At 68.3% G+C, this 24,087-nt stretch carries 21 protein-coding genes and 4 tRNA genes; 16 read left to right on the top strand and 9 right to left on the bottom strand.

The window, feature by feature from the left end; genetic code table 11:
- The first annotated feature begins 9 nt into the window (after positions 1-9).
- The 3 genes from FHR90_RS10015 (at position 10) to FHR90_RS10005 (ending at position 3,769) form a co-directional block, all read left to right on the top strand.
- Positions 10-870: an MIP/aquaporin family protein gene (locus tag FHR90_RS10015; RefSeq protein WP_176623166.1), complete on the top strand. Its 861-nt coding sequence runs from the start codon at positions 10-12 to the stop codon at positions 868-870.
- A gap of 30 nt (positions 871-900) precedes the next feature.
- Positions 901-2,397, top strand: coding sequence for a glycerol kinase GlpK (gene glpK / locus FHR90_RS10010; RefSeq protein WP_176623164.1), 1,497 nt, complete (start codon positions 901-903; stop codon positions 2,395-2,397).
- Positions 2,398-2,623: 226 nt separating this feature from the next.
- A complete protein-coding gene (locus tag FHR90_RS10005) occupies positions 2,624-3,769 on the top strand; it encodes a hypothetical protein (RefSeq protein WP_176623162.1) in 1,146 nt (381 codons plus the stop codon).
- Between the two features lie 8 nt (positions 3,770-3,777).
- Here FHR90_RS10005 and FHR90_RS10000 read toward each other — a convergent pair.
- From FHR90_RS10000 to FHR90_RS09980, 5 genes are all read right to left on the bottom strand, one after another.
- A tRNA-Arg gene (locus FHR90_RS10000) sits at positions 3,778-3,854 on the bottom strand.
- Between the two features lie 19 nt (positions 3,855-3,873).
- Complete coding sequence (locus FHR90_RS09995; protein ID WP_176623160.1) at positions 3,874-4,179, bottom strand: ETC complex I subunit; 306 nt, start codon at positions 4,177-4,179, stop codon at positions 3,874-3,876.
- Positions 4,180-4,201: 22 nt separating this feature from the next.
- Positions 4,202-4,278, bottom strand: a tRNA-Pro gene (locus tag FHR90_RS09990).
- 41 nt (positions 4,279-4,319) lie between these two features.
- Positions 4,320-4,805 (bottom strand): xanthine phosphoribosyltransferase, encoded by a 486-nt coding sequence (gene gpt / locus FHR90_RS09985; protein WP_176623158.1) that lies wholly within the window; start codon positions 4,803-4,805, stop codon positions 4,320-4,322.
- On the bottom strand, positions 4,805-5,161 hold the full coding sequence (locus FHR90_RS09980) for a tRNA-binding protein (RefSeq protein ID WP_176623156.1): 357 nt from the start codon (positions 5,159-5,161) through the stop codon (positions 4,805-4,807). Before FHR90_RS09980 ends, gpt begins: the two co-directional genes overlap by 1 nt.
- Positions 5,162-5,269: 108 nt before the next feature.
- Here FHR90_RS09980 and ada point away from each other — a divergent pair, with 108 nt between their 5' ends.
- Both ada and FHR90_RS09970 read left to right on the top strand, forming a co-directional pair.
- Entirely contained in the window at positions 5,270-6,343 is a 1,074-nt protein-coding gene (ada, locus tag FHR90_RS09975; protein ID WP_246330170.1) for a bifunctional DNA-binding transcriptional regulator/O6-methylguanine-DNA methyltransferase Ada, read from the top strand.
- A 69-nt stretch (positions 6,344-6,412) separates the two neighbouring features.
- A complete protein-coding gene (locus tag FHR90_RS09970; RefSeq protein ID WP_176626667.1) occupies positions 6,413-6,574 on the top strand; it encodes a hypothetical protein in 162 nt (53 codons plus the stop codon).
- Here the strand turns inward: FHR90_RS09970 and FHR90_RS09965 are convergent.
- Positions 6,564-6,639, bottom strand: a tRNA-Asn gene (locus tag FHR90_RS09965). The genes FHR90_RS09970 and FHR90_RS09965 overlap by 11 nt on opposite strands.
- Positions 6,640-6,766: 127 nt before the next feature.
- On the opposite strand from FHR90_RS09965, the gene FHR90_RS09960 reads away from it, so the two are divergent.
- The 5 genes from FHR90_RS09960 to FHR90_RS09940 all read left to right on the top strand — a co-directional run bounded on the left by FHR90_RS09960 (position 6,767) and on the right by FHR90_RS09940 (position 11,490).
- A complete protein-coding gene (locus FHR90_RS09960; RefSeq protein ID WP_183275160.1) occupies positions 6,767-7,846 on the top strand; it encodes an ABC transporter substrate-binding protein in 1,080 nt (359 codons plus the stop codon).
- A 143-nt stretch (positions 7,847-7,989) separates the two neighbouring features.
- Positions 7,990-8,691 carry a phosphoadenylyl-sulfate reductase gene (locus tag FHR90_RS09955; RefSeq protein WP_176626200.1) on the top strand — a complete coding sequence of 234 codons (702 nt, stop codon included), beginning with the start codon at positions 7,990-7,992 and terminating at the stop codon, positions 8,689-8,691.
- Positions 8,692-8,722: 31 nt separating this feature from the next.
- A complete protein-coding gene (gene cysD / locus FHR90_RS09950) occupies positions 8,723-9,529 on the top strand; it encodes a sulfate adenylyltransferase subunit CysD (RefSeq protein WP_183275159.1) in 807 nt (268 codons plus the stop codon).
- Positions 9,530-9,543: 14 nt separating this feature from the next.
- On the top strand, positions 9,544-11,346 hold the full coding sequence (cysC, locus tag FHR90_RS09945; RefSeq protein WP_176625180.1) for an adenylyl-sulfate kinase: 1,803 nt from the start codon (positions 9,544-9,546) through the stop codon (positions 11,344-11,346).
- A 57-nt stretch (positions 11,347-11,403) separates the two neighbouring features.
- A tRNA-Leu gene (locus FHR90_RS09940) sits at positions 11,404-11,490 on the top strand.
- Positions 11,491-11,534: 44 nt separating this feature from the next.
- Here the strand turns inward: FHR90_RS09940 and FHR90_RS09935 are convergent.
- Positions 11,535-13,079 carry an aminotransferase-like domain-containing protein gene (locus FHR90_RS09935; RefSeq protein ID WP_246330169.1) on the bottom strand — a complete coding sequence of 515 codons (1,545 nt, stop codon included), beginning with the start codon at positions 13,077-13,079 and terminating at the stop codon, positions 11,535-11,537.
- Positions 13,080-13,214: 135 nt separating this feature from the next.
- Between FHR90_RS09935 and FHR90_RS09930 the strand changes: the two genes are divergently transcribed.
- The 6 genes from FHR90_RS09930 (at position 13,215) to FHR90_RS09905 (ending at position 21,805) form a co-directional block, all read left to right on the top strand.
- Positions 13,215-14,006: a sulfite exporter TauE/SafE family protein gene (locus FHR90_RS09930; RefSeq protein ID WP_183275158.1), complete on the top strand. Its 792-nt coding sequence runs from the start codon at positions 13,215-13,217 to the stop codon at positions 14,004-14,006.
- Between the two features lie 162 nt (positions 14,007-14,168).
- A complete protein-coding gene (locus FHR90_RS09925) occupies positions 14,169-15,809 on the top strand; it encodes an amidohydrolase (protein ID WP_176622994.1) in 1,641 nt (546 codons plus the stop codon).
- Positions 15,806-16,735, top strand: coding sequence for a CobW family GTP-binding protein (locus FHR90_RS09920; RefSeq protein ID WP_176622992.1), 930 nt, complete (start codon positions 15,806-15,808; stop codon positions 16,733-16,735). The genes FHR90_RS09925 and FHR90_RS09920 overlap by 4 nt, the downstream gene beginning before the upstream one ends.
- The gene (locus tag FHR90_RS09915; RefSeq protein WP_176622990.1) at positions 16,732-18,057 is read left to right on the top strand and encodes an MFS transporter; all 1,326 of its coding nucleotides are present in this window, start codon (positions 16,732-16,734) and stop codon (positions 18,055-18,057) included. Before FHR90_RS09920 ends, FHR90_RS09915 begins: the two co-directional genes overlap by 4 nt.
- Positions 18,058-18,133: 76 nt before the next feature.
- Entirely contained in the window at positions 18,134-20,401 is a 2,268-nt protein-coding gene (locus FHR90_RS09910; protein WP_176622988.1) for a TonB-dependent receptor, read from the top strand.
- A 24-nt stretch (positions 20,402-20,425) separates the two neighbouring features.
- The gene (locus FHR90_RS09905; RefSeq protein WP_218061983.1) at positions 20,426-21,805 is read left to right on the top strand and encodes an aminotransferase family protein; all 1,380 of its coding nucleotides are present in this window, start codon (positions 20,426-20,428) and stop codon (positions 21,803-21,805) included.
- Positions 21,806-21,814: 9 nt separating this feature from the next.
- On the opposite strand, the gene FHR90_RS09900 is transcribed toward FHR90_RS09905, so the two are convergent.
- Positions 21,815-22,720 (bottom strand): LysR family transcriptional regulator, encoded by a 906-nt coding sequence (locus FHR90_RS09900; protein WP_183275157.1) that lies wholly within the window; start codon positions 22,718-22,720, stop codon positions 21,815-21,817.
- A 14-nt stretch (positions 22,721-22,734) separates the two neighbouring features.
- The gene (locus tag FHR90_RS09895) at positions 22,735-24,087 is read right to left on the bottom strand and encodes a cytosine deaminase (protein ID WP_183275156.1); all 1,353 of its coding nucleotides are present in this window, start codon (positions 24,085-24,087) and stop codon (positions 22,735-22,737) included.

Below are 24,087 nucleotides of genomic sequence, written 5' to 3'. Positions count from 1 at the left end.
AACGTCACAATGGAAGCAAGAAAAGCAATCATCGGGGAGCTGATCGCGGAAATCATCGCGGTCGCCATCATCATCCTGATCGGCGACAGTGTCGCCGGCATGATCGTCCTCTACGATCCGCCCATCAATCCCTATGCCAACGCCTACTGGGGCGTGTGCATTACCTGGGGGCTGGCGGTCACCATCGCGATCTATGTCACCGGTTCGGTGTCGGGCTGCCACGCCAATCCGGCGGTCACGCTCGCACTGGCGCTGTTCCGTGATTTCTCATGGAAGAAGGTGCTGCCCTACTGGGTTGCGCAGATCATCGGCGGTTTCATCGGCGCGGCGATCGTCTATGCGCTCTATGTGCCGGTCATCGATCATTTCAACGCCGTGCACCATTTCGCACGCGATCTCGATGCCGGCGCGGCGGGCATGTTCTTCACCAGCCCGGGTCCGTTCATCACGCCGATGCACGCCTTCACCGACGAGATCATCCTGACCGCGTTTCTCGTGCTCGGCATTTTCGCGATCACCGAGCAGTACAACGAGGCTGCGCCGATGGCCAATTCCGGCGCGCTGATCATCGGCCTGCTGGTCGCGGCGATCGGTGCCTCGGCCGGCTTCCTCGAAGCCTGGGCGATCAACCCGGCGCGCGATTTCGGCCCGCGCCTGTTCTGCTTCTTTGCCGGATGGGGGACCGGTGCGATTCCCGGCAAGCTCAACTACTTCTGGGTGCCGATCGTCGCACCGCTGATCGGTGGCCCGATCGGTGCGGCCATCTACCAGTTCGCCGTGCGCCCGTTCCTGCCCAAGCGGGTCGCGGCCGGGATGCCGCAGCGCATCGCGGCCGATGCCGTGGTGCCGCCCGTCGACCGCGTCGCCTGAGCCCGACTTCAACGAGGAAGACCATTCGTCATGAGCACGAAGAAATACATTCTCGCCATCGATCAGGGCACGACCTCGACGCGCTCGATCGTCTATGACGGGAACGCCGAAGCGATCGCCACCGAGCGCAACGAGTTCGAGCAGCATTATCCCGATCGCGGCTGGGTCGAGCACAATGCCGAGGACATCTGGCGCGATGCCGTCACCACGGCGAAGGATACGCTGGAGAAAGCCAAGGTCGGCGCCGGCGACATCACCGGCATCGGCATCACCAACCAGCGCGAGACGGTGGTGCTGTGGGACCGCGAGACCGGCGAACCGGTCTACAACGCGATCGTCTGGCAGGACCGCCGCACCGCGCGCTTCTGCGACAAGCTGCGCGCGGACGGCACCGAGGGGACGATCCAGAGCAAGACGGGGCTGCTGATCGACCCGTATTTCTCCGCCTCCAAGCTGCGCTGGATCCTTGACGAGGTGAGCGGCGTGCGCGCTCGCGCCGAAGCCGGCAAGCTCGCCTTCGGCACCATCGACAGCTTCCTGCTGTGGCGTCTGACGGGTGGGAAGGTGCACGCCACCGACGCCACCAACGCCTCGCGCACGCAGTTGATGAACATCCATACCGGCGAGTGGGACGACGAACTGCTCAAGATCTTCGGCATCCCGCGTTCGGTGCTGCCCGAGATCAAGAGCAACTCCGAAATCTATGGCGAGACCGATCCGAAGCTGTTCGGCAAGTCGATCCCGATCGCCGGCATGGCGGGCGATCAGCAGGCGGCCCTCGTCGGCCAGGCCTGCTTCGAGAAGGGCAATGTGAAGTCCACCTACGGGACCGGGTGTTTCATGCTGTTCAACACCGGTGAGGAAGCGGTCAAGTCCGAGAACCGGATGCTGACCACCATTGCCTACCGGCTCGGCGGCAAGACCACCTACGCGCTCGAAGGAGCGATCTTCGTCGCCGGTGCGGCGATCAAGTGGCTGCGCGACGGCGTCGGCCTGATCGCACGCGCCTCGGAGACCGATTCGATGGCCACCCGGGTGCCCGACAGCCACGGCGTCTACATGGTGCCGGGCTTCGTCGGCCTCGGTGCGCCGCACTGGGATCCGGATGCGCGCGGCCTGATCTGCGGCCTCACACTCGGCAGCGGTGCGGCGCATATCGCCCGCGCCGCCCTCGAATCCGTCGCCTACCAGACGCTCGATCTGGCGAAGGCCATCAGCCAGGACGGCGGCGGCAAGACCACCGGCGTTCGCGTCGATGGCGGCATGGCGGCGAATGACTGGTTCTGCCAGTTCCTCGCCGACATGCTCGAAGCCCCCGTGTCGCGCCCGGCCGATCTGGAATCGACCGCGCGGGGCGCGGCCTTCCTTGCCGGTCTCGCGACCGGTGTGTGGTCCGATACTGCCGACATCGCCAAGTCCTGGACCGAGGCCTCGCGCTTCGAGCCGAAGATGGACCCCGCCCTGCGCAAGACGCTGGTCGCCGGCTGGGAAGAAGCGCTGGCGCGCGCCAAGCTCAAGGTCGCCTGAACGACCGCATATCCCGACAAGAGGGGAGCGACGGGCGCCCGGGACCGCAAGGTTCCGGGCGTTTCGTTGTTCGGCCGGGGAGGATGGCGAAGGACGCAATCGTTGCCCTGGACCCGTGATGGGCCGATGTCGCAGGTGTCGGTTCGTCGCTGTCGTGTTGCTTGCGCCGGCATGACGCCGATGTTACCGAGAGCGCCTCGATCGCCTGCCGGAAAGTCGTCGCAGCATGCCTTCTGTTGTCCGCGTGCTGCCGGTGCTGCTCTATGCTCTCGGCTTCGATCTGCTGGTCATGGGGTATTACTGGCTCGCCTCGCGTGGCACCGAGGGGCTGACTTCGGTGGCCTGCCAGTGGGATTGCGGCTGGTATCACGGAATCTTCGATCTCGGTTATCCACCAGCCGGGGCGCTCAATCACGACGGGCAGGCGTCATGGGCGTTCTTTCCGCTGTTTCCGCTGGCGGCGCTCGGCGTCAGTCATCTGCTGCATCAGCCCTTTGTCGCCGCCTCCCTGATCCTCAACAACGCCGCCCTGGTGGTGATGACCGTGATCTGCGTCGGCTACATGCGCCGCCGCTACGGCGTGCGCGATCCATGGCTGACGGTGGCGGTGTTCATGACGCTGCCGACGACCCTGTATTTTCGCGTGCCCTATTCCGAGGCGCTGTTCGGCCTTCTGGCCGCTGCGGTGATCGCGCTGTTCGCCGAACGTCGCGTGCTCGCGGCCGGGCTGTGCGCGGCGGTGTTTACCGCATGCCGGCCGACCGCCTCGCTGCTGGTCGCGATCGTGGCGGTGTCCGGCTGGCTGGGTCTGTGGTGGCCGGTGCTGCGCCGCCGCGCGGCCGCCGATCAGGCGAGGTTGCGCGAGTCGCTGCGGATCGCTGCGTTCGCCGCGCTCGGCACGATCGGGCTGCTGTCCTACATGATCTACCTGCATGTGCATGCGGGTGACGCGCTGGCCTTCGTGCATGTGGAATCCGGCTGGCACCGTCGCATGGACGATCCGATCGGCAACATCCTGCGTGCCTTCAGATTCGACGACCTCACGGTGCACAATTTTCTCGACCGTTCGGACCGGAGCGCGCGGTATGTGGCTCTGGAGGGGATTGCCGGCGGCCTCGGCGTATTGCTGGCGCTGGCTCTGGGCTGCTGGCTCGAGGCGGTGCTGCTGTTCGCGATCTGGTGGGTGTCCGGCAGCTCCGGGCTGGAATCGATCCAGCGCTACATGTTCGCCAATCCGATGATGATGGTCGTGATCGCCGTGGGGCTCGCCCGCGTGCCCCGCGCGTTCGTCTGGCCGGCGATCACCGTCTTCGCGATGCTGCAGGCGCTGCTGGTGCCTCTGTGGTTCGCCGGCAAGGCGTTCCTGACCTGAGCAAGCGGTGGCACGCCCTGCTGGATTCGAACCAGCGACCGCCAGCTTAGAAGGCTGATGCTCTATCCATCTGAGCTAAGGGCGCAAACCGGGGGCAGGCGGGATCAGTGGGTCCAGTTCTGACGGCGCCCGGGGGCGAAATTGTCGGAATAGACCTTGGGGACGAACCGCTTCGGCGTCGGTCGTTCGAGATCGTAGGCCAAGCCTTCGCGTTCGGCATAGGCAATGGCCTGCGCCTGCTCGACGAAGAACAGCCTGACCTGGCTGCGGGTATCGGTGCTGCCGGTCCAGCCCATCAGCGGGTCGAGATGGCGCGGTGCGGACTGGCCCCATTCGAGCACCCACTCACCGGTGTTCGCCTGGCCGGACTGCATCGCCGTTTTCGGCTGCCGATAGATCCGTGCCCGCATCGATGCCGATTCCCTCTCACACTGGTCGGGGCGGCCGGACTCGAACCGGCGGCCTCCTGTTCCCAAAACAGGCGCGCTACCAGGCTGCGCCACGCCCCGAACCGGTGCGGACCCTAAGGCGGGCCCGCAAGCCGCGCAAGCTATTGCGCGCTCTCGGCGCCCTTGCGGGCCAGGGGCGGGACGAACAGCGGAGCAGTATCCCACGGAAACAGGATCCAGGTGTCCTGCGGCACCTCGACGACGAACCTGTCGGTCAGCGGACGCCCGGACGGCTTGGCGTAGAGACAGGCGAAATAGGCTTTCGGCAGCAGCGCGCGCACCTCGCGCGCGGTGACGCCGGAATCGACGAGGTCGTCGATGATGAGGAATCCCTCGCCATCGCCCGCGGCGGTCGGAGGCTTGATCACCTTCGGCTTGCCGATCTGCTCTTCGTCATAGGTGACGACGGAAATGCTCTCGATCAGCCGGCAGTCGATCTCGCGACCGATGATCGCCGCCGGGATCAGACCGCCGCGGGTGACGGCGACGATGCCGCGGAACGGGCCCAGCGGGATGAGCTGCTCGGCGAGCAGCCGCGCGTCGCGATGGAGCTGGTCCCAGGTGACGGTGGCATAGGCGACGGCCATCAGAACAACCTTCCTCCGTCGGAGACGGGATGATCGGGCCGGATCAGCACCACCTCGCCGGACGAATCCGGCACGCCGAGGGTGAGCACCTCGGAGGTGAACGGGCCGATCTGGCGGGGCGGGAAATTGACCACCGCCAGCACCTGCCGGCCGATGAGCTGGTCGGGCGTGTAGTGGCGGGTGATCTGGGCGGAGGATTTGCGGATGCCGATTGCGGGTCCGAAATCGATCCAGAGCTGGATGGCCGGCTTGCGGGCCTCGGGAAACGGACGCGCATCGGCGATGGTGCCGACGCGGATGTCGAGGGCGGCGAAGGTGTCGATGCCGGTGATCGGTGCGGGCGGGGGGTGCTCCATCGCGACGTTGTCTCCGATCGCGCCGCACTTGCCAAGCGGGAGCGATCTCGAATTGCATCGTCGCAGGCAGGATGCGCGGCGGAGGCGCGGCGAGCGAGGATGACCGGCATGAACACGATCGCCCCGCCCCACGACAGTCTCGACACCGATCCGCGCTGGCAGGCCATCCTGACGCGCGATCGCGCCGCCGACGGTACGTTCTGGTACAGCGTGCTGACCACCGGCATCTACTGCCGGCCCTCCTGTGCCTCGCGCCTGCCCAGGAGGGAGAATGTGCGCCTGCATGACAGCCTCGCATCCGCCCGTGCCAGCGGCTGCCGTGCCTGCCTGCGCTGCCGGCCGGACGGGGAGGGCGCCGACCCGGAGGCCGGGGCGGTGATGGCCGCCTGCCGGCATCTCGAGGCGGCCGAGGGGCATGTCACGCTGGCCACGCTGGCGGCCGTGGCCGGCCTCTCCCCCGTCCGCCTGCGCGCCGCCTTCCGGCGCCACACGGGGCTGTCGCCGCGGGCTTATGCGGCGGGTCTGCGTGCCGCACGGCTGCGCGCCGCCCTGCCCGGCGCGGGGCGGGTGGCCGATGCCGCGTTCGAGGCGGGGTTCGGGGCGCTGAGCCGGTTCTATGCCGAGGCGATGGCCGCGCTGGGCATGACGCCGGAGCACTACAGACGCTTCGGCGCCGGCGAGGTGCTGCGTCTGGCCCCCGCGCGGTCCGGGCTGGGCCATGTTCTGGTGGCGTTCAGCCACCGCGGCATCGCCGCGATCGCGCTGGGCGACGATCCGGACGCGCTGCGTGTCCGCATGATGACCGATTTTGCCGAGGCGCGCTGGGTCGAGCCGCTGCCGGAGGATGCCGCCACCCTGCAGGCGGTGATCGGTGCGATCGACGGCGCGGGGGGCGCGGCGCTGCCGCTGGACATCCGCGGCACCGCCTTCCAGCACCGTGTCTGGACCGCATTGCGCGGAATTTCGCCGGGCCGCCCGGTCAGCTACGCCGACCTCGCGACGACGATCGGACGTCCCGAGGCGGCGCGTGCGGTGGCCGGCGCCTGTGCCGCGAACCGGCTGGCGGTGGTGGTGCCGTGTCACCGCGTCGTGCGCGGCGATGGGGCGTTGGGCGGTTATCGCTGGGGCGTGGAGCGCAAGCGGCGCCTGCTCGCGCGGGAGCGGTCGGACACGGATGCGTGAACGGGTATCGTGTGTCCGTGCTGCCGGTTTGTCGTGAAATCGCTGTCAGGCAGGCGTATGATCCGGACCATGTATCAAGCCCGTGCCCTGATTGCGCTGGTGATGGTGGCCGGACTGGCCACGTTCGGCATGCACCATATGCGCCTGAACCTGTGCCATGTCGGTCCGTATCGCTGGCATGCCTCGTCGGAGCCATGCGGCGAGCCGGAGCAGGAGGCGCTGGCTCCCTGAGTAGGACTCGAACCTACGACCGAGCGATTAACAGTCGCTTGCTCTACCAACTGAGCTATCAGGGATCGGCGCGGCGCTCCGTATAGCGACCTCGTCGGCGGGCGTAAACCCTTCTTCGACGGACCATCTGTCAAAGCCTTCATTGGCGCGCGATTTCCCCTGTCGCGCGGTTGCGGGCATGATGGCGCGGCGATGAGTGAACCAGACAAACCGCCTCACGACGCTCCCAGGCGGTCGATCGGAAAGCTCGGTCGGCGGGCGCTGCTGATCTCCGCCGGGGCGGGGCTGGCGACAGCCGGGGTGGTGGCGACCGGCATCGTGCTCGATGCGATCCCCGATCACGATACCGATGCCGATGCCACCCTCAGCAACGGTCCGCCGAAGCTGGTGCGGCTGTCGACCGGCACGCATGCGCCACCGCTCGCCGCCCTTGCGGTCGGGCAGATGAACGGCATCTTCACCGCGTATAATCTTCTGATCCAGCTCGAAAGCCATGATCGAAGCGACGACGCCTTCGCCGATCTCGCCGCCGGGCGTCTCGACGCGGTGATCACGCCTGCGGTGCGCTGGCTGCCGGCGCTGCAGGGCGGGCTGGGCGCCAGCCTGGTCTGCGGGCTGCATGCCGGGGGCACGCGGCTGCTGGTGCCGAGGCGCTCGCCGATCCACCGCATCGAGGATGTGGACGGCAAGCGCGTCGCGGTCGCGCGTCGCGACTCGTCGGTGGTGCAGATGCTGGCGGTGATGATGCGCCGCAAGGGCATGAATCCGTTGCAGCAGATCCGGTGGGTCGAGACCGATCCGGCGCATTTCGTCGATGCGCTGAATGCGGGCGAGGTCGATGCGATCGCCGGCGTCGATCCGCTGCTGTGGCAACTTCAGCACGACCTGCATCTGAACCAGATCCTCTCGTCGGATTCCGGCAGCTTCCGCCAGCGCGTGAGTTCGATCCTGGGCGTCAGCCAGGCGATGCTCGGCGCGCGGCTCGACGTGGTCACCGCGCTGGTGCACGCCATCCAGGATGCCGCCAGCTGGACCGCGCGCCATCCCAAGGAGGCGGGTGCGATGCTCGCGCCGCAGATGGGCGGGATGCCGGCCGATCAGGTCAGCGCGATGCTGGCTGCCGAGGGGCAGGACATCCACCCGATCGGCGCGCCCCTGCGCGAGCAGGTCGCGCAATACGCCGACGATCTCAAGCTGCTGGGCGTCTTTGCCGACACGCTTAATTCGGCCCGCTTCGCGCGGATGGCGGTCCGCGACATCACCCCGGCCTGAGATCGGCCTAAACAACGATGGTGTTGCGTTTATACCGCAATGCAGCGTGATAACATCTGACATGCATCGTGAAACGTGGATTTCACGTTTACGATTCTGATCGGCGCGCGTTAAACACCCGAAAATCAATCGGGGAATGCACGATGCAACGCGATGTCGATGACGACGCGCTGATCGATCTGGACCAGGTGGCGGCCAGTCTGGGCCGGCTCCAGGGGGTCTCGCTTTTGCGCGCGGCGGAAGCCGCGCTGGGCGCGGGCAGGGTGGCCGTGCTGTCGTCGTTCGGGGCGGATTCGGCGGTGCTGCTCGCACTCGCCGCGGAGGCCAATCCGGCGATGCCGGTGGTGTTTCTCGAAACCGGCCGCCATTTCGAGGAGACGCTGGCTTATCGCACCGAGCTTGCAGCCCATCTCGGCCTGCGTGCGGTGCGCGAGGCGCTCCCGAGCCAGGGTGCCGTGGACCGGGAGGACCCGGTCGGCACGCTGTGGCATTTCGATCCCGATTCCTGCTGCCGGCTGCGCAAGGTCGAGCCGATGGACGCGGCACTCGTGCCGTTTGCCGCTTGGGCCACGGGGCGCAAGCGCCATCAGGCAGCGACCCGCGCCGGGCTGCCGACCGTCGAGCGCGTCGGCCGGCGGCTGCGGCTCAATCCGATCGCCGACTGGGACGAGGGACGCATCGAGGCGGAGATGCTGCGCCGGGGGTTGCCGCGCCATCCTCTGGTGGCGCGGGGCTACCGCTCGATCGGCTGCGAGCCTTGTACCGAGCCGGTCGGTGCCGACGCCGATGCCCGTGCCGGGCGCTGGGCCGGCCGGCTGAAGACCGAATGCGGCATCCATCTCTGACCTGCTCTCGCCTGCGAACGAAAGCCTTCCGATGAACGATCTCGACGAACTCGAAGCCCGCTCCATCCAGATCCTGCGCGAGGCCGCCTTCCGGCTGAAGCCGCTGGCGATGCTGTGGTCGCTCGGCAAGGACTCCAACGTCATGGTCTGGCTGGCGCGCAAGGCGTTCCTCGGCCAGGTGCCGTTCCCGGTGCTGCATGTCGACACGGGCAAGAAGTTTCCCGAGATGTACGATTTCCGGACGCGCTATGCGAAGGAATGGAATCTCGACCTGACGATCGGCGACTGCCCGCCGGTCGAGGCGATGGACCCGTCACTGCCGCCGGCGGCACGTTCTGCGGCGCGCAAGACCGCAGGGCTTGCCGCCCTGATCGAGCAGCACCGCTTCGCCGGCGTGATCGCCGGCATCCGCCGCGACGAGCAGGCGACGCGGGCCAAGGAGCGGGTGTTCTCGCCGCGCGGCGCGGGCGTGGGCGGCGGCTCGCACTGGGATGTGCGCAACCAGCCGCCGGAGTTCTGGGACCAGTTCGCCGTGCCCGCCGATCCGGACGCGCATGTGCGCGTGCATCCGCTGCTGGCGTGGACCGAGCTCGACATCTGGCGCTACATCGCGCGTGAGGGAATTCCGGTCGTCGACCTGTATTTCTCGAAGAACGGCAGGCGCTATCGCTCGCTGGGCGACCAGGACATCACCTTCCCGGTCGACAGCGACGCGGCCACCGTTGACGACATCCTCGCCGAACTGCGCGCGACGAAGACCTCCGAGCGGGCCGGGCGGGCGATGGACCACGAATCCGAAGATGCGTTCGAGCGGCTGCGCGTCGCCGGTTATCTGTGAGCGGGACCAGGATCATGAGCGACACACGCATCACCGCCGCACCGACGCCGATCGTCATCGTCGGCCATGTCGATCACGGCAAGTCCACCTTGATCGGACGGCTGCTGCACGAGAGCGGCAATCTCCCCGAGGGTCGGCTGGAGGCGGCGAAGGCGTCGTCGGCGCGGCGCGGGCTGGCGATCGAATGGTCGCATCTGCTCGACAGCCTCCAGGCCGAGCGCGACCAGGGGGTGACAATCGATTCGACCCGGCTGCCGTTCCGGCTCGGTGACCGGCAGTATGTGATCGTCGATGCGCCGGGACACCGGCAGTTCATCCGCAACATGCTGACCGGGGCGGCGGATGCGTCGGCGGCGGTGCTGGTGGTCGATCTCGCTGAGGGCGCGCGCGAGCAGACGCGTCGGCATGCGATGCTGCTGCGGCTGATCGGTGTGCGGCATGTCGTGGTGCTGATGAACAAGGCCGACCTGCTGGACTACGATCAGGGGCGCATCGGCGAGGCGCGCGAGCAGATCGCCGCCCTGCTCGCACAGCTCGACATCGCACCGGCGGTGATGATCCCGGCCTCGGCGCGCGAGGGTGTCAACATCACCGCCCATTCCGAAGCGCTGGCCTGGTATGACGGCCCGACCCTGACGGAGGCGCTGCTGGCGGTGCCGGCGACGAGTCCGGCCACCGCGCAGCCGGCGCGTCTGGGCGTGCAGGACGTCTATCGCCGCGAGGAGGGTCGCATCGTCGTCGGCCGCGTCGACGCGGGGCGGTTCTCGGTGGGCGATACGGTGGCGATCGGCAAGACAGGGGCGACGGCGCGCATTGCCCGTTTCCCGACCTGGCACGATGCATCGCCGAGCGAGGTCGGGGCGGGGCAGTCGGTGGCGCTGCTGCTGGAGCCGGATGTGGTGGTCGCTCGCGGCGACCTGCTGCATCATCCGCACACCGCGCCGCTGCGCGGACGGCGTCTGCGCACGCGACTGTTCTGGCTGCGGCAGACCCCGCTGCTGTTGGGCGAGACGCTGCGCCTGCGGCTGGGCACGTTCGAGACCAACGTGACGGTCACCGAGATCCTCGAAGTGGTCGACACCGATGCGCTGGCCGGCGCGCGGGCCGATCAGGTGCCGCCGGAGGGCTTTGCCGAGCTGGTGCTCCAGGCAGCCGAGAGCGTGCTGTTCGACGCCTTCGTGCCTGGCGAGGGGTCGGGGCGCGGCGTGCTGGTGGATGCGTCGGGACAGATCGTTGCCGCCGCACCGCTGACCGGGCTGGCCGATGCCGAGGAGGCGCGTCTCGCCAAGGGCGCGACCGCCGCACCGCGCGGCGTATACTGGCTCACCGGCCTGCCGGGCTCGGGCAAGAGCACCGTGACCGAAGGCGTGGCCGCAGCACTGACGGCGCGCGGCGAGCGGGTGATGGTGCTCGATGGCGATCTGCTGCGTCGGGGGCTGAACGAGGATCTGGGCTACTCGCTGGCCGACCGCACCGAGAACGTCCGTCGCACCGCGCATGTCGCGCGCCTGCTGGCGGAAGCGGGCGCGGTGGTGCTGGTGGCGCTGATCTCGCCCCTGCGCATGCATCGTGCGCTGGCCCGCGAGATCGTCGGGCAGGGGTTCCACGAAGTGCATGTCGCCGCCGACGCCGCCACCTGTGCCGCACGCGATCCCAAGGGGCATTACGCGGCCGCCAATGCCGGGCGCATCCAGGGTTACACCGGTACCGATGGCAGCTACGAAGCCCCCGAGACGCCCGATCTGCGGCTGGTGACGGCCGACGAGACGGTGGCGGCCTCGGTGGCGCGCCTGCTGGACTATATTCGCACGCCCTGAGCAGCACGTCTTGGGCCGATTGATCGCCCGCGCGGGACGCGATAGGAGTTCTTCCGCGCGGGCGTGGCGGAATCGGTAGACGCAGCGGACTCAAAATCCGCCATTCGCAAGGATATGTCGGTTCGAGTCCGACCGCCCGCACCAGCCCCCGCGGCCCTCCAGGCGGAGGCCGGCCTGGCCCGTCCACCCTACGCCCCCGGATGGGCCGTCCTGATGCGGGCGGGATGATCCGCAGGCGGCCTGTCACGTGAGTCTGCGCGGCTGGGGGCGTCATGCAGCAGCCTGGCCAGGGTGCTGATACCGGCTTCGATGCGGTCGGCTGGGATCGACGTGAAGCCCAGGCGCAGATGGCTCCTCTGCACCCCGGGGTCGGCGAAAAACACGTCGCCGGGCTCGATCAGGACGCCGTCCCGCCGTGCCCGCGCGGTCACTGCCGCGGCTGTCAGGTGGGAGGGGAGCTCGAGCCAGGCGCCCGTCGAGCCGGGCGTGCGGCGGCACAGCAGCTCCGGCAGGTCATTCGCCAGGCTCCGGTCGATCAGCCGGGCGCGCTCGACCATCACGCTGCCCAGCCGGTGTCGATGTGCGCGGTAGTGACCCAGCGCGATGAAGTTCGCCAGGGTGCGCTGGTTGTTCAGAGGCGGATGGCGCAGCTCCAGCCGGCGCACGGCGCGCAGTTCCTCGATCACCCGGGCGGGGGCGACCACGTAGCCGATGCGCAGCCCGGGCGCGATGAGTTTCGAGAAGCTGCCGATATGGATCACGCGGGGGTCGTGGCTGCGCAGGCAGCCGGATGCGCGGCCCTCGTCGAACAGGCCGCCGTCATAATCGTCCTCGATCACCACCGTGCCGCGGCCCGATGCCACGCGGAGCACCTCGAGCTGTCGCTCCAGCGGCATCGCGACCGTCGTCGGGCACTGGCGCGCCGGGGTCAGCATCACGACGTCGCAGCCGGCCAGCGTCTCGTCCGCCACCGCGCCGTGTCGGTCCATCCGCAGCAGCCGCAGATGCGGGGTCAGCAGCGCGGCCATGTGGCGCGCATCCGGATAGCAGGGGTCCTCGATACCGAAGACGGTCGACGGGCCGGTGAACAGGCGAATGACGAGCGACAGCGCCTGCTGCGCGCCAAGGGTGATCATCACCTCCTCGGGGCGGGCCCAGATGCCGCGCTGCGGCAGGACCTGCGCGCGCAGTTGCTCGATCAGTTTCGGATCGTCCTCGTCGATGCGGTCCGAGGCCCAGAGGCTGACGCCACCGACGCTCGATGTGGCACGCGCACTCTCGCGCCATTCCCGGGTCGGAAACAGACTCGGATCGGTCTGACCGAAGAGGAACGGAAACGGGTAGCGATGCCAGTCGGCCGGTTTGGAGATGTGGCGCAACCGGGACGGCTGGATCGCGAAGCTGCGCTCCCAGGCGCTCGCGCTCGCCGCCGGCGCGATCGGCCGCGCCGTCTCCGCCGGCTCCGCCATGTCGCGCTGGGCGACGAACAGCCCGCTGCGCAGCCGGGCGGTCAGGTGTCCGCTCTCCACCAGCTGGTCGAGTGCCTGCACCACCGTATTGCGCGAGATGCGCAGCAGGTTGGCGAGGGTCCGGCTGGATGGCAGCCGGGTGCCTGCCGACAGACGCCCGTCCTCGATGGCCGCGACCAGGGCCTCGCGCAGCCGCTGCTGGCGCGTGCCCTCGCCGGTATCCCTGAAGCCGGCGAAAATCCGCTCCCAGCCGATGCTCAGCATTCCGCCATACGACGCCCCCCCCTTGCGCAGCGAGTATGTTCCGGGGCCGCCAGCGCGGCCAAGCCGCTTCTGGCGCCACCGATCGCGGGAGGCTGGCCCTGTCGGGCGCCGGCGTGCCGGGCGATGCCTTGGCGCATGGAGAGACTGCTCGTTTCGCTGTCCGGCGATGCGCATGGCGCCGCCCACTCCGTGGTTCTGCTGGCAGCCTGTGCGGCGGTCGTCGCGGTCGCCGGCGCGATCCGCGGCTTCACCGGCTATGGATTCGGCATCGCCGCGGTGCCGCTGCTGGGACTGATCCTGCCGCCGGACCGGGTCGTGCCGCTGGTGCTGGTCCTGCAGGCGGTGGTGGGGCTGCAGGGCGTACGCGACTGCCTGGCCGATGGCGAACGTGCGCTGGTGGTGCCGATTGCCGTCGGTGCGGCGCTGGCGACCCCGGCGGGGCTCGTGCTCGGTGTCTGGCTCGAGCCCTGCTGGCTGCGGGCAGGGATCGCGGCCTGCACCATCGGCTCGGTCCTGATGCTGTTGCGGCCACCTGCGTCCGGCTGCCGCGCGATGCGTCCGCCATCGGTCCTGGGTGCCGGGCTGGTCGCTGGCATGGCCAACGGTCTGGCCGCGATGCCCGGCCCGCCGATCGTCGGCTGCTGCCTGCGGGCCGGCCTGTCGGACACCGCACTTCGCGCCAGCCTGGTGCTGTGTTTCGCGCTGATCTCCGCCGCCAGCCTGGCCTGCCTGCCCTGGTGCAGCCTGCATGGCCGCACGGCGCTGTGTCCGGCCGTGCTGCTGTCGCCCTGTGTGCTGGCCGGCTCCTGGGCGGGCGCACGCCTGTTCGCATCTCGCTGCGGCCGCCACTACCGGGGGGTGAGCACGGCGCTGCTGGTCATGATGGCTGCAACGGCTCTTTTTCGATCGGTGGCGGACTGGATCTGAGCAAGAAAGCTACGCGTTCCGGTGGTCTGACTGGCCACATATTATGTCCAGCCTGGCGCTATGGCCGCGCCGGCCGCAATGCCTACGATCGATCCGGAGCCGATTCTGATGGCTGGCCAGAGACAGGAAACCGTGCATGCAGATCGAGACCGGAGCAGTCGGATGAGCGACAGGACCCTCATCGTCGCGCGACGGATCCACACCATGAATCCGGCAGCACCTGTCGCGACCCACCTCATCCATCGCGAAGGCCGCATCGAGGCGATCGGTGATCTGGAGGCGGTGGCACCGTTCCTCGACGGCGCCATGCGGGACGACCGTTTCGCCGATGCCATCCTGCTGCCCGGTTTCGTCGAGGGCCATTCGCACTTCGCCGAGGGGATCGCCTGGCGCTTTCCCTATGTCGGCTTCTTCGACCGCAATGCCCCGGACGGGCGCGTTCACAAGGGCCTCAAGACCATTGCCGAAGTGGTCGCGGGGCTGCGCGCCAGCGCACCTGCGGACGCCGCGGCGCCGATCCTGGCCTGGGGGTTCGATCCGATCTATTTCGACGGTCCGCGCATGACGCTCGCCGATCTCGATGCCGTGGCGACCGACCGGCCCGTGGCGGTTACCCATGCCTCCGGCCATACCATGAACGTCAATTCCGCGGTGCTCGAACTGATCGGCATCACCGAGGCTGCGGAATTGGACGGGCTGCAACGCGATGCGGACGGGCGGATCACTGGCGAGCTGATGGGCCCGGAGCTGATCGGCCGGGTGCGTCGCATGATCGGCGCCGACGCATTCGCGATGGGGCTCGATGCCGACGGTATCCGCAGCTTCGCCTCCCTCGCCTGCCGTGCGGGCGTCACCACGGCGACGGATCTGGTGGCCGACTTCTCAGAGGGATCGATCGAGGCGTATCAGCAGGTCGCGCAGGATGACGACGTGCCGCTGCGCATGGTCCCGGCACTCGGCTTCTTCTTCTACCCTGGCGACAGCGGCGTGCGTCGCCTGGCCGAACTCCGTGCGCTGGCGGGGCCGAAGCTGCATCTCGGCATGGTCAAGCTGGTCGTGGACGGCTCGATCCAGGGTTTCACCGCCCGGCTTCGCTGGCCGGGCTATCATAACGGCGCCCCCAACGGACTGTGGTATATCGCGCCCGCACAGCTGGAGGCGCTGATCGAGCTGTATCACTGCGCCGGGGCGCATCTGCACATCCACACCAACGGCGACGAGGCGAGCGAAGCGACGGTTGCGGCGATGGAGCGCGTGCTGGCCCGCCATCCGCGGCCCGATCATCGTCACACGCTGCAGCATTGCCAGATGCCGGATGCCGCCCTCTATCGGCGCATCGCGGCGCTGGGCCTGTGCTGCAACCTGTTCTCCAACCACATCTATTACTGGGGCGACGAACACGTCGCCAAGACGATGGGCCCGACCCGCGCGCAGCGATTGAGTGCCGCGCGCACGGCGACGATGTACGGCGTGCCGATCGCGCTGCATTCTGACGCGCCGGTCACCCCGCTCGGGCCGTTGTTCACCGCCTGGTGTGCGGTGATGCGGCGGACCGCGTCGGGACGGGTGCTCGGCGAGAACGAGCGGCTGACGGTTGCCGAGGCGCTGCGGGCGGTGACGCTGGGGGCGGCCTACACGCTGAAGCTCGATCACCTGATCGGCAGCCTGGAGATCGGCAAATATGCCGATTTCGCTGTCCTGGAGCACGACCCTTTCGAGGTCGATCCCGAGGATCTGCCGAAGGTCGGCGTGCGCGGTACCGTGGTTGGCGGTCGCTACGCGGCGGCCGGGTCGCCCGCGTGACGGTCGCGCTCGATGTCCTGGGCGGGTTTCTCGGCGCGGGCAAGACCGCGACGATCAATCGTCTGCTGAGCTCGGCACCGGTGCCGATCGGCGTGATCGTCAACGATTTCGGCGCCGTCAATGTCGACGAGGCGCTGATCGCGCAGGCTGGTGGCGATGTCGTCGGGCTGACGAATGGCTGCGTGTGCTGCGCTGTCGGTGACGATCTCGGGGGCGCGATCGGCCGGCTGCGTCAGGCCGCACCCGCCGTCACGCGGATCGTGGTCGAGGCCAGCGGGGTCGGCGATCCGCGTCGTATCGCGCAGATCGCGCGGCTCGAGCGCGACCTCGCGCATGGCCTCGTGATCGTCGCCGTCAATGTGCGCGACCTCGCCGGGCAACTGGCCGATCCCTATCTCGCCGATACCGTGCAGCGCCAGCTCGCGCGTGCCGACCGCTGCCTGCTGACCCATGCCGATGTTGTTCCTGCCGCGCGCCTTCGCCAGGCCGTCGCGCTGCTGGAACGTCTGGGCATCGGGCCTGAGCGGATGTTCCTCGCCGGTGAGGAGGATCAGGCCTGTTTCGCACCCGCATCGGGCGCGTCGGGGCGCTTTTCGGCCGAGGCCGTGACCGGCGACGCGCCTCACGCCGATCTGTTCTGGCGTCGCCACTGGCCGCAGGCGAGGCGTGTGACCCGTGCGGCCCTGGAAGCATGGCTCGGCGGACTGCCCGAGCAGATCCTGCGGATCAAGGGCATCGTCAGTGTCGCCGATCACGACCATCCGGTGCTGGTGCAGCGTGCCGGTGCGGCGCAGACGCTCGCCGAGGCTCCGGGCACCCAGCCTTGCGGCCTCGTGGCCATCGGACGTCCGCCGCTGCCCGATCTGACATGGCCGGACACGACCGGATTTGACGTCGCCATTCCGACCGGGGAGCCTGTCCGATGACGAACCCGACCTCGCGCACCATCGCGGCCGTTTGGCCGAGCCGCGCCGCGGCCTGGTCCGCCTGCGCGATCCTGTTCCTCGCCTATGTGCTGTCCTTTGTCGATCGCGGCATTCTCGGCATCCTGGCGGCCCGGGTCGAAGCCGATTTCCACATCGGCGACGTGCAGTTCAGCCTCCTGCAGGGCTTTTCGTTCGCGGTGTTCTACGCGGCCTTTGGCCTGCCGGTGGCCTGGCTGATCGATACCGGGCGCCGCGGGCTGGTGGTGGCCGGCGGCATCCTGGCCTGGAGCCTCGCCACCGCGTTGTGCGGTCTGTGTCACAGTTTCGCGCAGATCTTCGTCTGCCGCATCGTCGTCGGCGCGGGCGAGGCGACACTGCTGCCGGGGGCGACCTCGATCCTGAAGGACAGTTTTCCGCCGCAGCGCCGGGGTATTCCGCTCGGCGTGTTTGCCGCGGGCCTGTTCATCGGCAGCGCCGGTGCAGGTCTGGGCACCGCGGCGATCCTGCGCTCGATCGGCAGCGCCACCCCCGTGCTGCCGCTGCTCGGGCCGTTGCAGCCCTGGCGGGTGGTGATGCTGAGCGTGGGTCTGGTGGGACTGCCGGTGGCGCTGCTGGCAGCGACGATCCGCATTCCGCGCCGCGAGGCGGCGGCCTCCGCGACCCTGTTCGACCTGCGCCCGCTGCTGTCGCTCTACAGGGCGCGCGGCCGCGCGCTGTGGCTGCACCATCTCGGATTCACCGCGGCGTGCTTCGCCAGCTACGCCATCGCCGCCTGGATGCCGCTGGTGTTCGTCCGGCAATTTGGCTGGGGTCTGCCGAAGATCGGTCTGGTGCTTGGCCTGCTGACTTTGATTACCGGCCCGCTCGGCTCGCTCGCCGGTGGCCTGCTGGCCGATCTGCTCGCCCGACGCGGCGCGCGGGATGGCAAGATGCTGGTCGGCATCGTCTCGGCGCTCGGCATGATGGTGCCGGCGCTGCTGTTCGGCCTGGCGCGGACCGAGACGCTCTCGCTGACGCTGCTGGCAATCTATTCCTTCTTCGCGAGCTTCATCTGGGGCCTGGCCCCGGGCTCCCTGCAGGAGATCGTCCCCGGGCCGGTGCTCGGACGGGTGACGGCTTTCTATACCGCGGTCGTCAATCTCGTCGCGATGAGCCTCGGACCGCTGGCGACCGCGCTCACCGCGCGGCTGTTCGCGCCAGGCCCGCAGGCGCTCGGCCATGCCATCTCGGTGGTGGTGCCGCTGGCATGTGCCGCCGCCGCCGGCGGGTTCGCCGCCTGTCGCGCACCCTATCGCGCGATCCGCGACGCACCGCCCGACTGAGCTGCACGCCGGAGCCGCAACCGCTCCTGCCGACCCGATAATATTACGTAAAGGCAATGAAAACGGAGGCCTTCTGATGCGCTCGACCTCTCGTCCCGACAGCAGGATCGCCCTGCTGCTGGCATCCGCCGCCCTGGTCTCGAGCACGGCGCGTGCCGCCGAACCCGTCGCCCGGCACCGTCATGCGGCCGCCGCCAAACCGCCGAGCGAGGAAAACATCGAGGTGCGTCGCGCGCATCCGTCCTTCCGCTTCGGCGCCGCCCAGCATCAGGCGGCGACGGTGACCGAGTACAGCGGCGCCGATCTGGTCCGCCTCGGCGTGACCAAGGCGACCGATCTGCAGAAGATCGCGCCCAACGTCTCGATCATGTCGATGAACGGCACCCAGACCACGGTCTATTACATTCGCGGCATCGGCATGAGCGACTTCACCCAGAACGCGATGCCGTCGGTGATGACCTATATCGACGGCGTGCCCTACCCGGTCTCGTCGATGAGTGCCGGCATGCTGTTCGACATCGCCACCGTCGGCGTTGTCGCCGGTCCGGTCGGCACCGAGCACGGGCTCGCCGATTCCGCTGGCGAGGTCAATATCCGCACCAACGACCCGACCCCCGACTGGCATGGCGGCGTCAGCCAGGACATCGCCAGCTACGCGCGCAGCCGCACGACCCTTTATGTCTCGGGACCGATCGCGCCCACGCTGTCGTTCCGCATTGCCGGTCAGACGGAACATGGCGGCGGCTGGCAGTACAGCCCGGCCAATGCCACGCATCTCGGCAATGCCGACATGGGCGCGCTGCGCGCCAAGCTGCGCTGGACCCCCGATGCCAGGACCACCGTGCAGTTCTCCGCACACTGGCTCCAGGACGACTCACAGACCATTGCGGTCAAGCCGGTTCTCAACAGCCTGCCGAGCAAGCCATATCCGTCGTTGCCCTATCAGGAGGCCAACTGGAGTCTCAAGCCGGCCTTCGCCAGGCTGATCGGACGCCCGGCCTCGCTCTATCCCAGTGAACACGACACCAACTGGGGCGCCGATCTGAACGTCGCGCATGATTTCTCCTTCGCCACGCTGCAGTCGATCAGTGCCTACGAGACCGAGCGGATCGCCGAATACACCGATCAGGACGGCACGAAATGGGCGACGGGCGATACCTATCGTTCGATCTGGGCGAATTCCTTCACCCAGGAACTGCGCCTGCATTCGCGCGACGATTCGGCGGCGCTGCAGTGGGACCTGGGCGCCACTTACAACCGTATCCGGATGAACACGAACTTCTTTGGCGATTCCACCGACTATCTGCCGCTACGCGGCTACATGCTGCAGACGCACTACCATCAGGACGGGCAGACCTTCGCCCAGTTCGCCCATCTTTCGTATCGTCTGCCGGGGCGTGTGAGCCTGTTCGGCGGCATCAATCACGAAGCCAACGACCAGCAGCTGCTGGGCCTGAACACGAAGCATATCGGCATCAACAGCCTCTCCTTTGCCGACGAGGGGGCCAACGCCAACCAGTTCTCCGGCGTGCTCGGCGCGCAATGGCAGGCGACGGCGCGCACGATGCTGTATTTCAAGGTCAGCAAAGGCTTCAAGCCTGGCGGGTTCACCGCCAACAACACGGTCGTGCAGAGCCAGCTGACGCCCTACAAGCCGGAAACCCTGTTGTCCTACGAAGCAGGGATCAAGAGCGATGTCATTGCCAACCGACTGCGCCTCAACGCGGCCGCCTTCTATTACGACTATCACGACCAGCAATATCTCGGCACCTATGTGGTGCCGAGTTTCGGCCCGCTCGGCCGTTACACGAACATCCCGAAATCCGAGATCTGGGGGGTGGAGTTCTCGGCGGACATCCATCCGTTCAAGGGCTTCTACATCCATCAGAATCTCGGTTACCAGCGCGGCAAGTTCCAGGACTTCCAGAGCTCGAACACGGCGGCGGTCTACGCGCATTTCCAGCAGACCGGGATCTGGGCGCCCTTCTACACCAGCTACAACGGCTACGATCTCGGCCAGCCCAAACTGACCCTGAACGGATCGGCCGACTACACGCTGCAGCCGCCGGGTCCGCTGAGTGTGGAGACCGGGCTGGACTGGTCGTATCGCGGGGCGCAGGCGCTGACGCCCGGTGGCACGGGTGTGTACATGCTGCCGTCATATTTCCTGCTCGGTGCACACATGACCGTGCGTCCGACGCACGGTCACTGGGCGGCGACGCTCTATGCCACCAATCTCCTCAACCGCCAGTACTACACGACGGGCGGTTCCTACACGGTCACCGAATTCTGGCTTCCGGGGCCGCCCCGCTTCATCGGCGGCCGCGTCAGCATCGATTACTGAGCCATCTGCTTCATCAGGATCATCATGAGCACGCTCTCTCCCAACGACCAGACGGATATCGTCGCCGCCGACCGGGCCCATGTCTGGCACCATCTCACCCAGCATCGCGCCTTCGATCAGGCCGATCCTGCGGTATTCGTCGAAGGCCATGGCCTGCGCCTGTGGGACATCGAGGGCCGCGAGTTCCTCGACGCGGTCTCGGGCGGTGTCTGGACGGTCAATGTCGGCTATGGCCGGCGGAGCATCGCCGATGCGGTACACGAGCAGCTGGTCAAGCTGAACTATTTCGCCGCCAGCGCGGGCTCCATCCCCGGAGCGCGTTTCGCCGAGCAGCTAATCGCCAGGATGCCCGGCATGAGCCGCGTCTATTACAGCACCTCGGGATCGGAGGCGAACGAGAAGGTGTTCAAGATGGTGCGCCAGATCTCGGCGCAGCATCACGGTGGCCGCAAATGGAAGATTCTCTTTCGCGAACGCGACTATCACGGCACCACGCTCGGGACTCTGGCCGCCTGCGGGCAGCCGCAGCGCTCGGCGGCGTATGGCCCGTTCGCTCCGGGCTTCGTCGAGGTTCCGCACTGCCTCGAATACAGAAGTCAGTTTCCCGACGCGGCGCGATACGGCGAGGCGGCGGCCGATGCGATCGAACACGTGATCGAGCGCGAGGGCGCTGACACGATCGGCGCCCTCTGCCTGGAGCCGATCACCGCCGGTGGCGGGGTGATCGTGCCGCCGCAAGGGTATTGGCAGCGCGTCCAGGAAATCTGCCGTCGCCATGACATCCTGCTGCATGTCGACGAGGTGGTCTGCGGCCTGGGGCGCACGGGCACCTGGTTCGGCTACCAGAATTTCGGCATCCAGCCGGATTTCGTCACCATGGCGAAGGGCGTCGCCTCCGGCTACGCCGCCATCGCGTGTACGGTGACCACCGAAGCCGTCTTCGAGAAGTTCCGCCACGCGGATGGTGGCGAGCTGGGGTATTTCCGTGACATCTCGACCTTCGGCGGCTGTCTCGCCGGGCCCGCCGCGGCCCTCGAGAACATGCGCATCATCGAGGACGAGCGTCTGCTCGATAATGCCCGGGAGATGGGCGTCGTCCTGGAACGCGAGCTCCGAGGCCTGATGGAACGCCATGCGGTGATCGGCGACGTCCGCGGACTGGGCCTGTTCTGGGGGATCGAGCTGGTCGCCGACCGCGAGACACGGTGTCCGCTCGACGAGGCGCTGGTCGGGCGGGTCGTCGGCCTGTGTCGCCGCCAGGGCGTGCTCATCGGCATGACGAACCGCAGCCTGCCCGGCTTCAACAACACGCTCTGCCTCAGTCCGGCGCTCGTGGTCAGCCACGCCCAGATCCTGCAGATCGTGCGCGCCATCGATGTCGCCCTGTCGGAGATCGCGGCCTGATCCCCCGCGTCAGTGGCCGGGAGCGAGGGTGCGGATCGCGTCCTGCAGCAGGTCGGCCAGCAGCGTGATCGACAGGTCGCGCTTGCGTCGGCGATGGCGTATCAGACTCAACGTGTTCTGAGGCATCGTGCCCGCGAGCGGGATATGGACCAGCGATGTCGCACCGCTCACCGACAGCATGTCGAAGCGCGAGATGAAGGTGATGAAGTCGCCAGACGCGAGCATGTTCTTCATCAGTTCGATCGAGTTGGTGGTGCAGACCGGGCGGGCGGTGGCGTCCTCGTGGGCGAAGAGGGTGCCGATCGTGGTCGCCATCGCCATGCCGGGCAGCGGCATCACCAGCGGGTAGGCGATGCAGTCCTGCACGCGCAGCACGCTCGCACCCGCCAGAGGGTGGTCGGCGCGCATCACCGCGCCGAGCCTGCCGTCGAAGCTGGCGACCGTGGCGAGTTGCGGATCGGCGGGCAGGTTGTAGCCGAGGCAGAGATCGAGCTCGTCCTCGATCACCATCCGGGTCAGTTCCGCACTCGACATCGTGTGCACCGAGACCGTCACCGCGGGATGATCGCGATGGAACGCGGTCAGGATCGAGGCCAGCAGCCCGCTGGTCAGGCCGCTCATCGTGCCGAGCCGGATCGAGCCGGCGCGAAGGCCCCTGAGCTGTTCGATGTAGATCTCGGTCTGGCGGTAATCCTGCAAGGTGCGCCGGATATGGCCGATCAGTGCCTCGCCGGCGGTCGTCAGCCGCATGCCGCGCGGCAGGCGCTCGAAGACGCGGATGCCGTGATCGAGCTCATAGGCGAGGATCTGCTTGTTGACCGCGGTCGGCGAGACATTCAGCCGCTCGGCGGCACGCCGGATCGAACCGGCGCGGGCGACCTCGTCGAGATAGCGCAGCGTGCGCGAATGCAGCATGGCGCGAGCCTGCGTCACGCGCCGGCCGTCTGTCCAGACAGGTCATCGAGGGTTTCGTAGTCCGGCAGGGCTGCGTCGAGCACCTGGCCCGCGCGCAGCACCACGCGCTCCGCGCCCGGGCGGGCAAGGAATTCGGACGCCGAGCGGGCGGCCATCACCACCAGATCGGCCGGCGCGCCGATCGCGAGCGGCGGGTGGCCGAGCAGGGCGGCGGGCAGGCGGGTGACGCTGTCGGCCCAGGCGCCGAGCTCGAGATCGGCATGGGCGATGCGGGCGAAGTCGCGCAGCACGTCGGCGAGGTCGTGATCGCCGAAGGCGTAGAACGGATCACGGCAATTGTCGCTCGCCACCACCACCTCGACACCCGCGGCGCGCAGTTCGTGCACCGGGGCGATGCCACGCCAGCGGGGGGTACGGCCAACCACGCGGTCCTGGAGGAACTGGTTGGCGAGCGGCAGGCAGATCACGGTGATGCGGGCCTCCGCGGCCAGCGCGATCGTCTCCGTCATCATCGCCTCGTCCTGCACCGACAGGGCGCAGCAATGCCCGCAGGCGATGCGGCCGCCGAAGCGGTGGCGCAGGGCGGCGCGCGCCACCGCGCGCAGGCCGGAGGCGGCGGGGTCGCCGGTCTCGTCGACATGCAGGTCGATGTCGAGCCCGAAGCGGGTCGCCAGCGTGAACAGCCGGTCGAGGCCGCGATCGACCGCGTCCACCTCGGTCTCGCCCGCGTGGGGCGTGATGCGCAGGATGCCGCCCAGGCAGCCGCCGGTGCGCGCGACGAGAGCGGCCAGCGCCTCGCCGTCCTCGCCCAGGTATTGCTCCAGACGCGCCATCATCACGCCCTGGAGCGCGATGCGGCCGGCCCAGTCGCGGCGCATGGTCTCGAACACCTCCCAGGCGGTGCGCGCCTGATCGGGTTCGTAGCTGTCGAGATGGGTACGGATCGCGACGGTGCCGCGCGCATGGGCGCAGCGCAGGCCGAACGCGAAGCGTCGCGCGATGTCGTCGGCCGTCCAGTGCGCGCGCCGGTCGGCAGCGACCGCGGCGGCCGCGCCCGCATGGGTGCCGTCCGGGTTGCGTCGTCGTGCCCAGATGTGGCCCTTGTCGAGATGGGTGTGGGCATCGACGAAGCCCGGCCAGAGCAGGGCGCCGCCGAGGCCGAGGCCCTCCATCCCGGCCTGATGCGGGCGGAGGGCGGCGATGCGGCCATCCTCGATCAGCAGATCCACCGCCGCGAAACCGTCCGCGTCGACATCCCAGCCCTGTGCCGGCCGGTCTCGTGCCGGCAGCACCGATTGCGCCAGGCGGCCGTCAGACAGCAGGGCGCGTGGGCCGGTGGCGCCGAGCAGGGTGCGGAGCCGCTGCAT

The organism is Endobacter medicaginis (genome assembly GCF_014192375.1).
Taxonomy (GTDB): Bacteria; Pseudomonadota; Alphaproteobacteria; order Acetobacterales; family Acetobacteraceae; genus Endobacter; species Endobacter medicaginis.
Note: the sequence above shows the minus strand (reverse complement) of the source record. Positions and strands in the feature narration are given on the sequence as shown.

Excerpts from the sequence above, each read along its gene's own strand:
- FHR90_RS10005 (WP_176623162.1), top strand. The coding sequence starts at position 2,624 with ATGCCTTCTGTTGTCCGCGTGCTGCCGGTGCTGCTCTATGCTCTCGGC.
- FHR90_RS10015 (WP_176623166.1), top strand. The coding sequence starts at position 10 with ATGGAAGCAAGAAAAGCAATCATCGGGGAGCTGATCGCGGAAATCATC.
- FHR90_RS09935 (WP_246330169.1), bottom strand. The coding sequence starts at position 13,079 with ATGCTGAGCATCGGCTGGGAGCGGATTTTCGCCGGCTTCAGGGATACC.
- glpK (WP_176623164.1), top strand. The coding sequence starts at position 901 with ATGAGCACGAAGAAATACATTCTCGCCATCGATCAGGGCACGACCTCG.
- FHR90_RS09980 (WP_176623156.1), bottom strand. The coding sequence starts at position 5,161 with ATGGAGCACCCCCCGCCCGCACCGATCACCGGCATCGACACCTTCGCC.
- FHR90_RS09960 (WP_183275160.1), top strand. The coding sequence starts at position 6,767 with ATGAGTGAACCAGACAAACCGCCTCACGACGCTCCCAGGCGGTCGATC.
- FHR90_RS09905 (WP_218061983.1), top strand. The coding sequence starts at position 20,426 with ATGAGCACGCTCTCTCCCAACGACCAGACGGATATCGTCGCCGCCGAC.
- FHR90_RS09930 (WP_183275158.1), top strand. The coding sequence starts at position 13,215 with ATGGAGAGACTGCTCGTTTCGCTGTCCGGCGATGCGCATGGCGCCGCC.
- FHR90_RS09970 (WP_176626667.1), top strand. The coding sequence starts at position 6,413 with ATGTATCAAGCCCGTGCCCTGATTGCGCTGGTGATGGTGGCCGGACTG.
- FHR90_RS09900 (WP_183275157.1), bottom strand. The coding sequence starts at position 22,720 with ATGCTGCATTCGCGCACGCTGCGCTATCTCGACGAGGTCGCCCGCGCC.
- ada (WP_246330170.1), top strand. The coding sequence starts at position 5,270 with ATGAACACGATCGCCCCGCCCCACGACAGTCTCGACACCGATCCGCGC.
- FHR90_RS09915 (WP_176622990.1), top strand. The coding sequence starts at position 16,732 with ATGACGAACCCGACCTCGCGCACCATCGCGGCCGTTTGGCCGAGCCGC.
- FHR90_RS09895 (WP_183275156.1), bottom strand. The coding sequence starts at position 24,087 with ATGCAGCGGCTCCGCACCCTGCTCGGCGCCACCGGCCCACGCGCCCTG.
- FHR90_RS09910 (WP_176622988.1), top strand. The coding sequence starts at position 18,134 with ATGCGCTCGACCTCTCGTCCCGACAGCAGGATCGCCCTGCTGCTGGCA.
- FHR90_RS09995 (WP_176623160.1), bottom strand. The coding sequence starts at position 4,179 with ATGCGGGCACGGATCTATCGGCAGCCGAAAACGGCGATGCAGTCCGGC.
- FHR90_RS09955 (WP_176626200.1), top strand. The coding sequence starts at position 7,990 with ATGCAACGCGATGTCGATGACGACGCGCTGATCGATCTGGACCAGGTG.
- cysD (WP_183275159.1), top strand. The coding sequence starts at position 8,723 with ATGAACGATCTCGACGAACTCGAAGCCCGCTCCATCCAGATCCTGCGC.
- FHR90_RS09925 (WP_176622994.1), top strand. The coding sequence starts at position 14,169 with ATGAGCGACAGGACCCTCATCGTCGCGCGACGGATCCACACCATGAAT.
- gpt (WP_176623158.1), bottom strand. The coding sequence starts at position 4,805 with ATGGCCGTCGCCTATGCCACCGTCACCTGGGACCAGCTCCATCGCGAC.
- cysC (WP_176625180.1), top strand. The coding sequence starts at position 9,544 with ATGAGCGACACACGCATCACCGCCGCACCGACGCCGATCGTCATCGTC.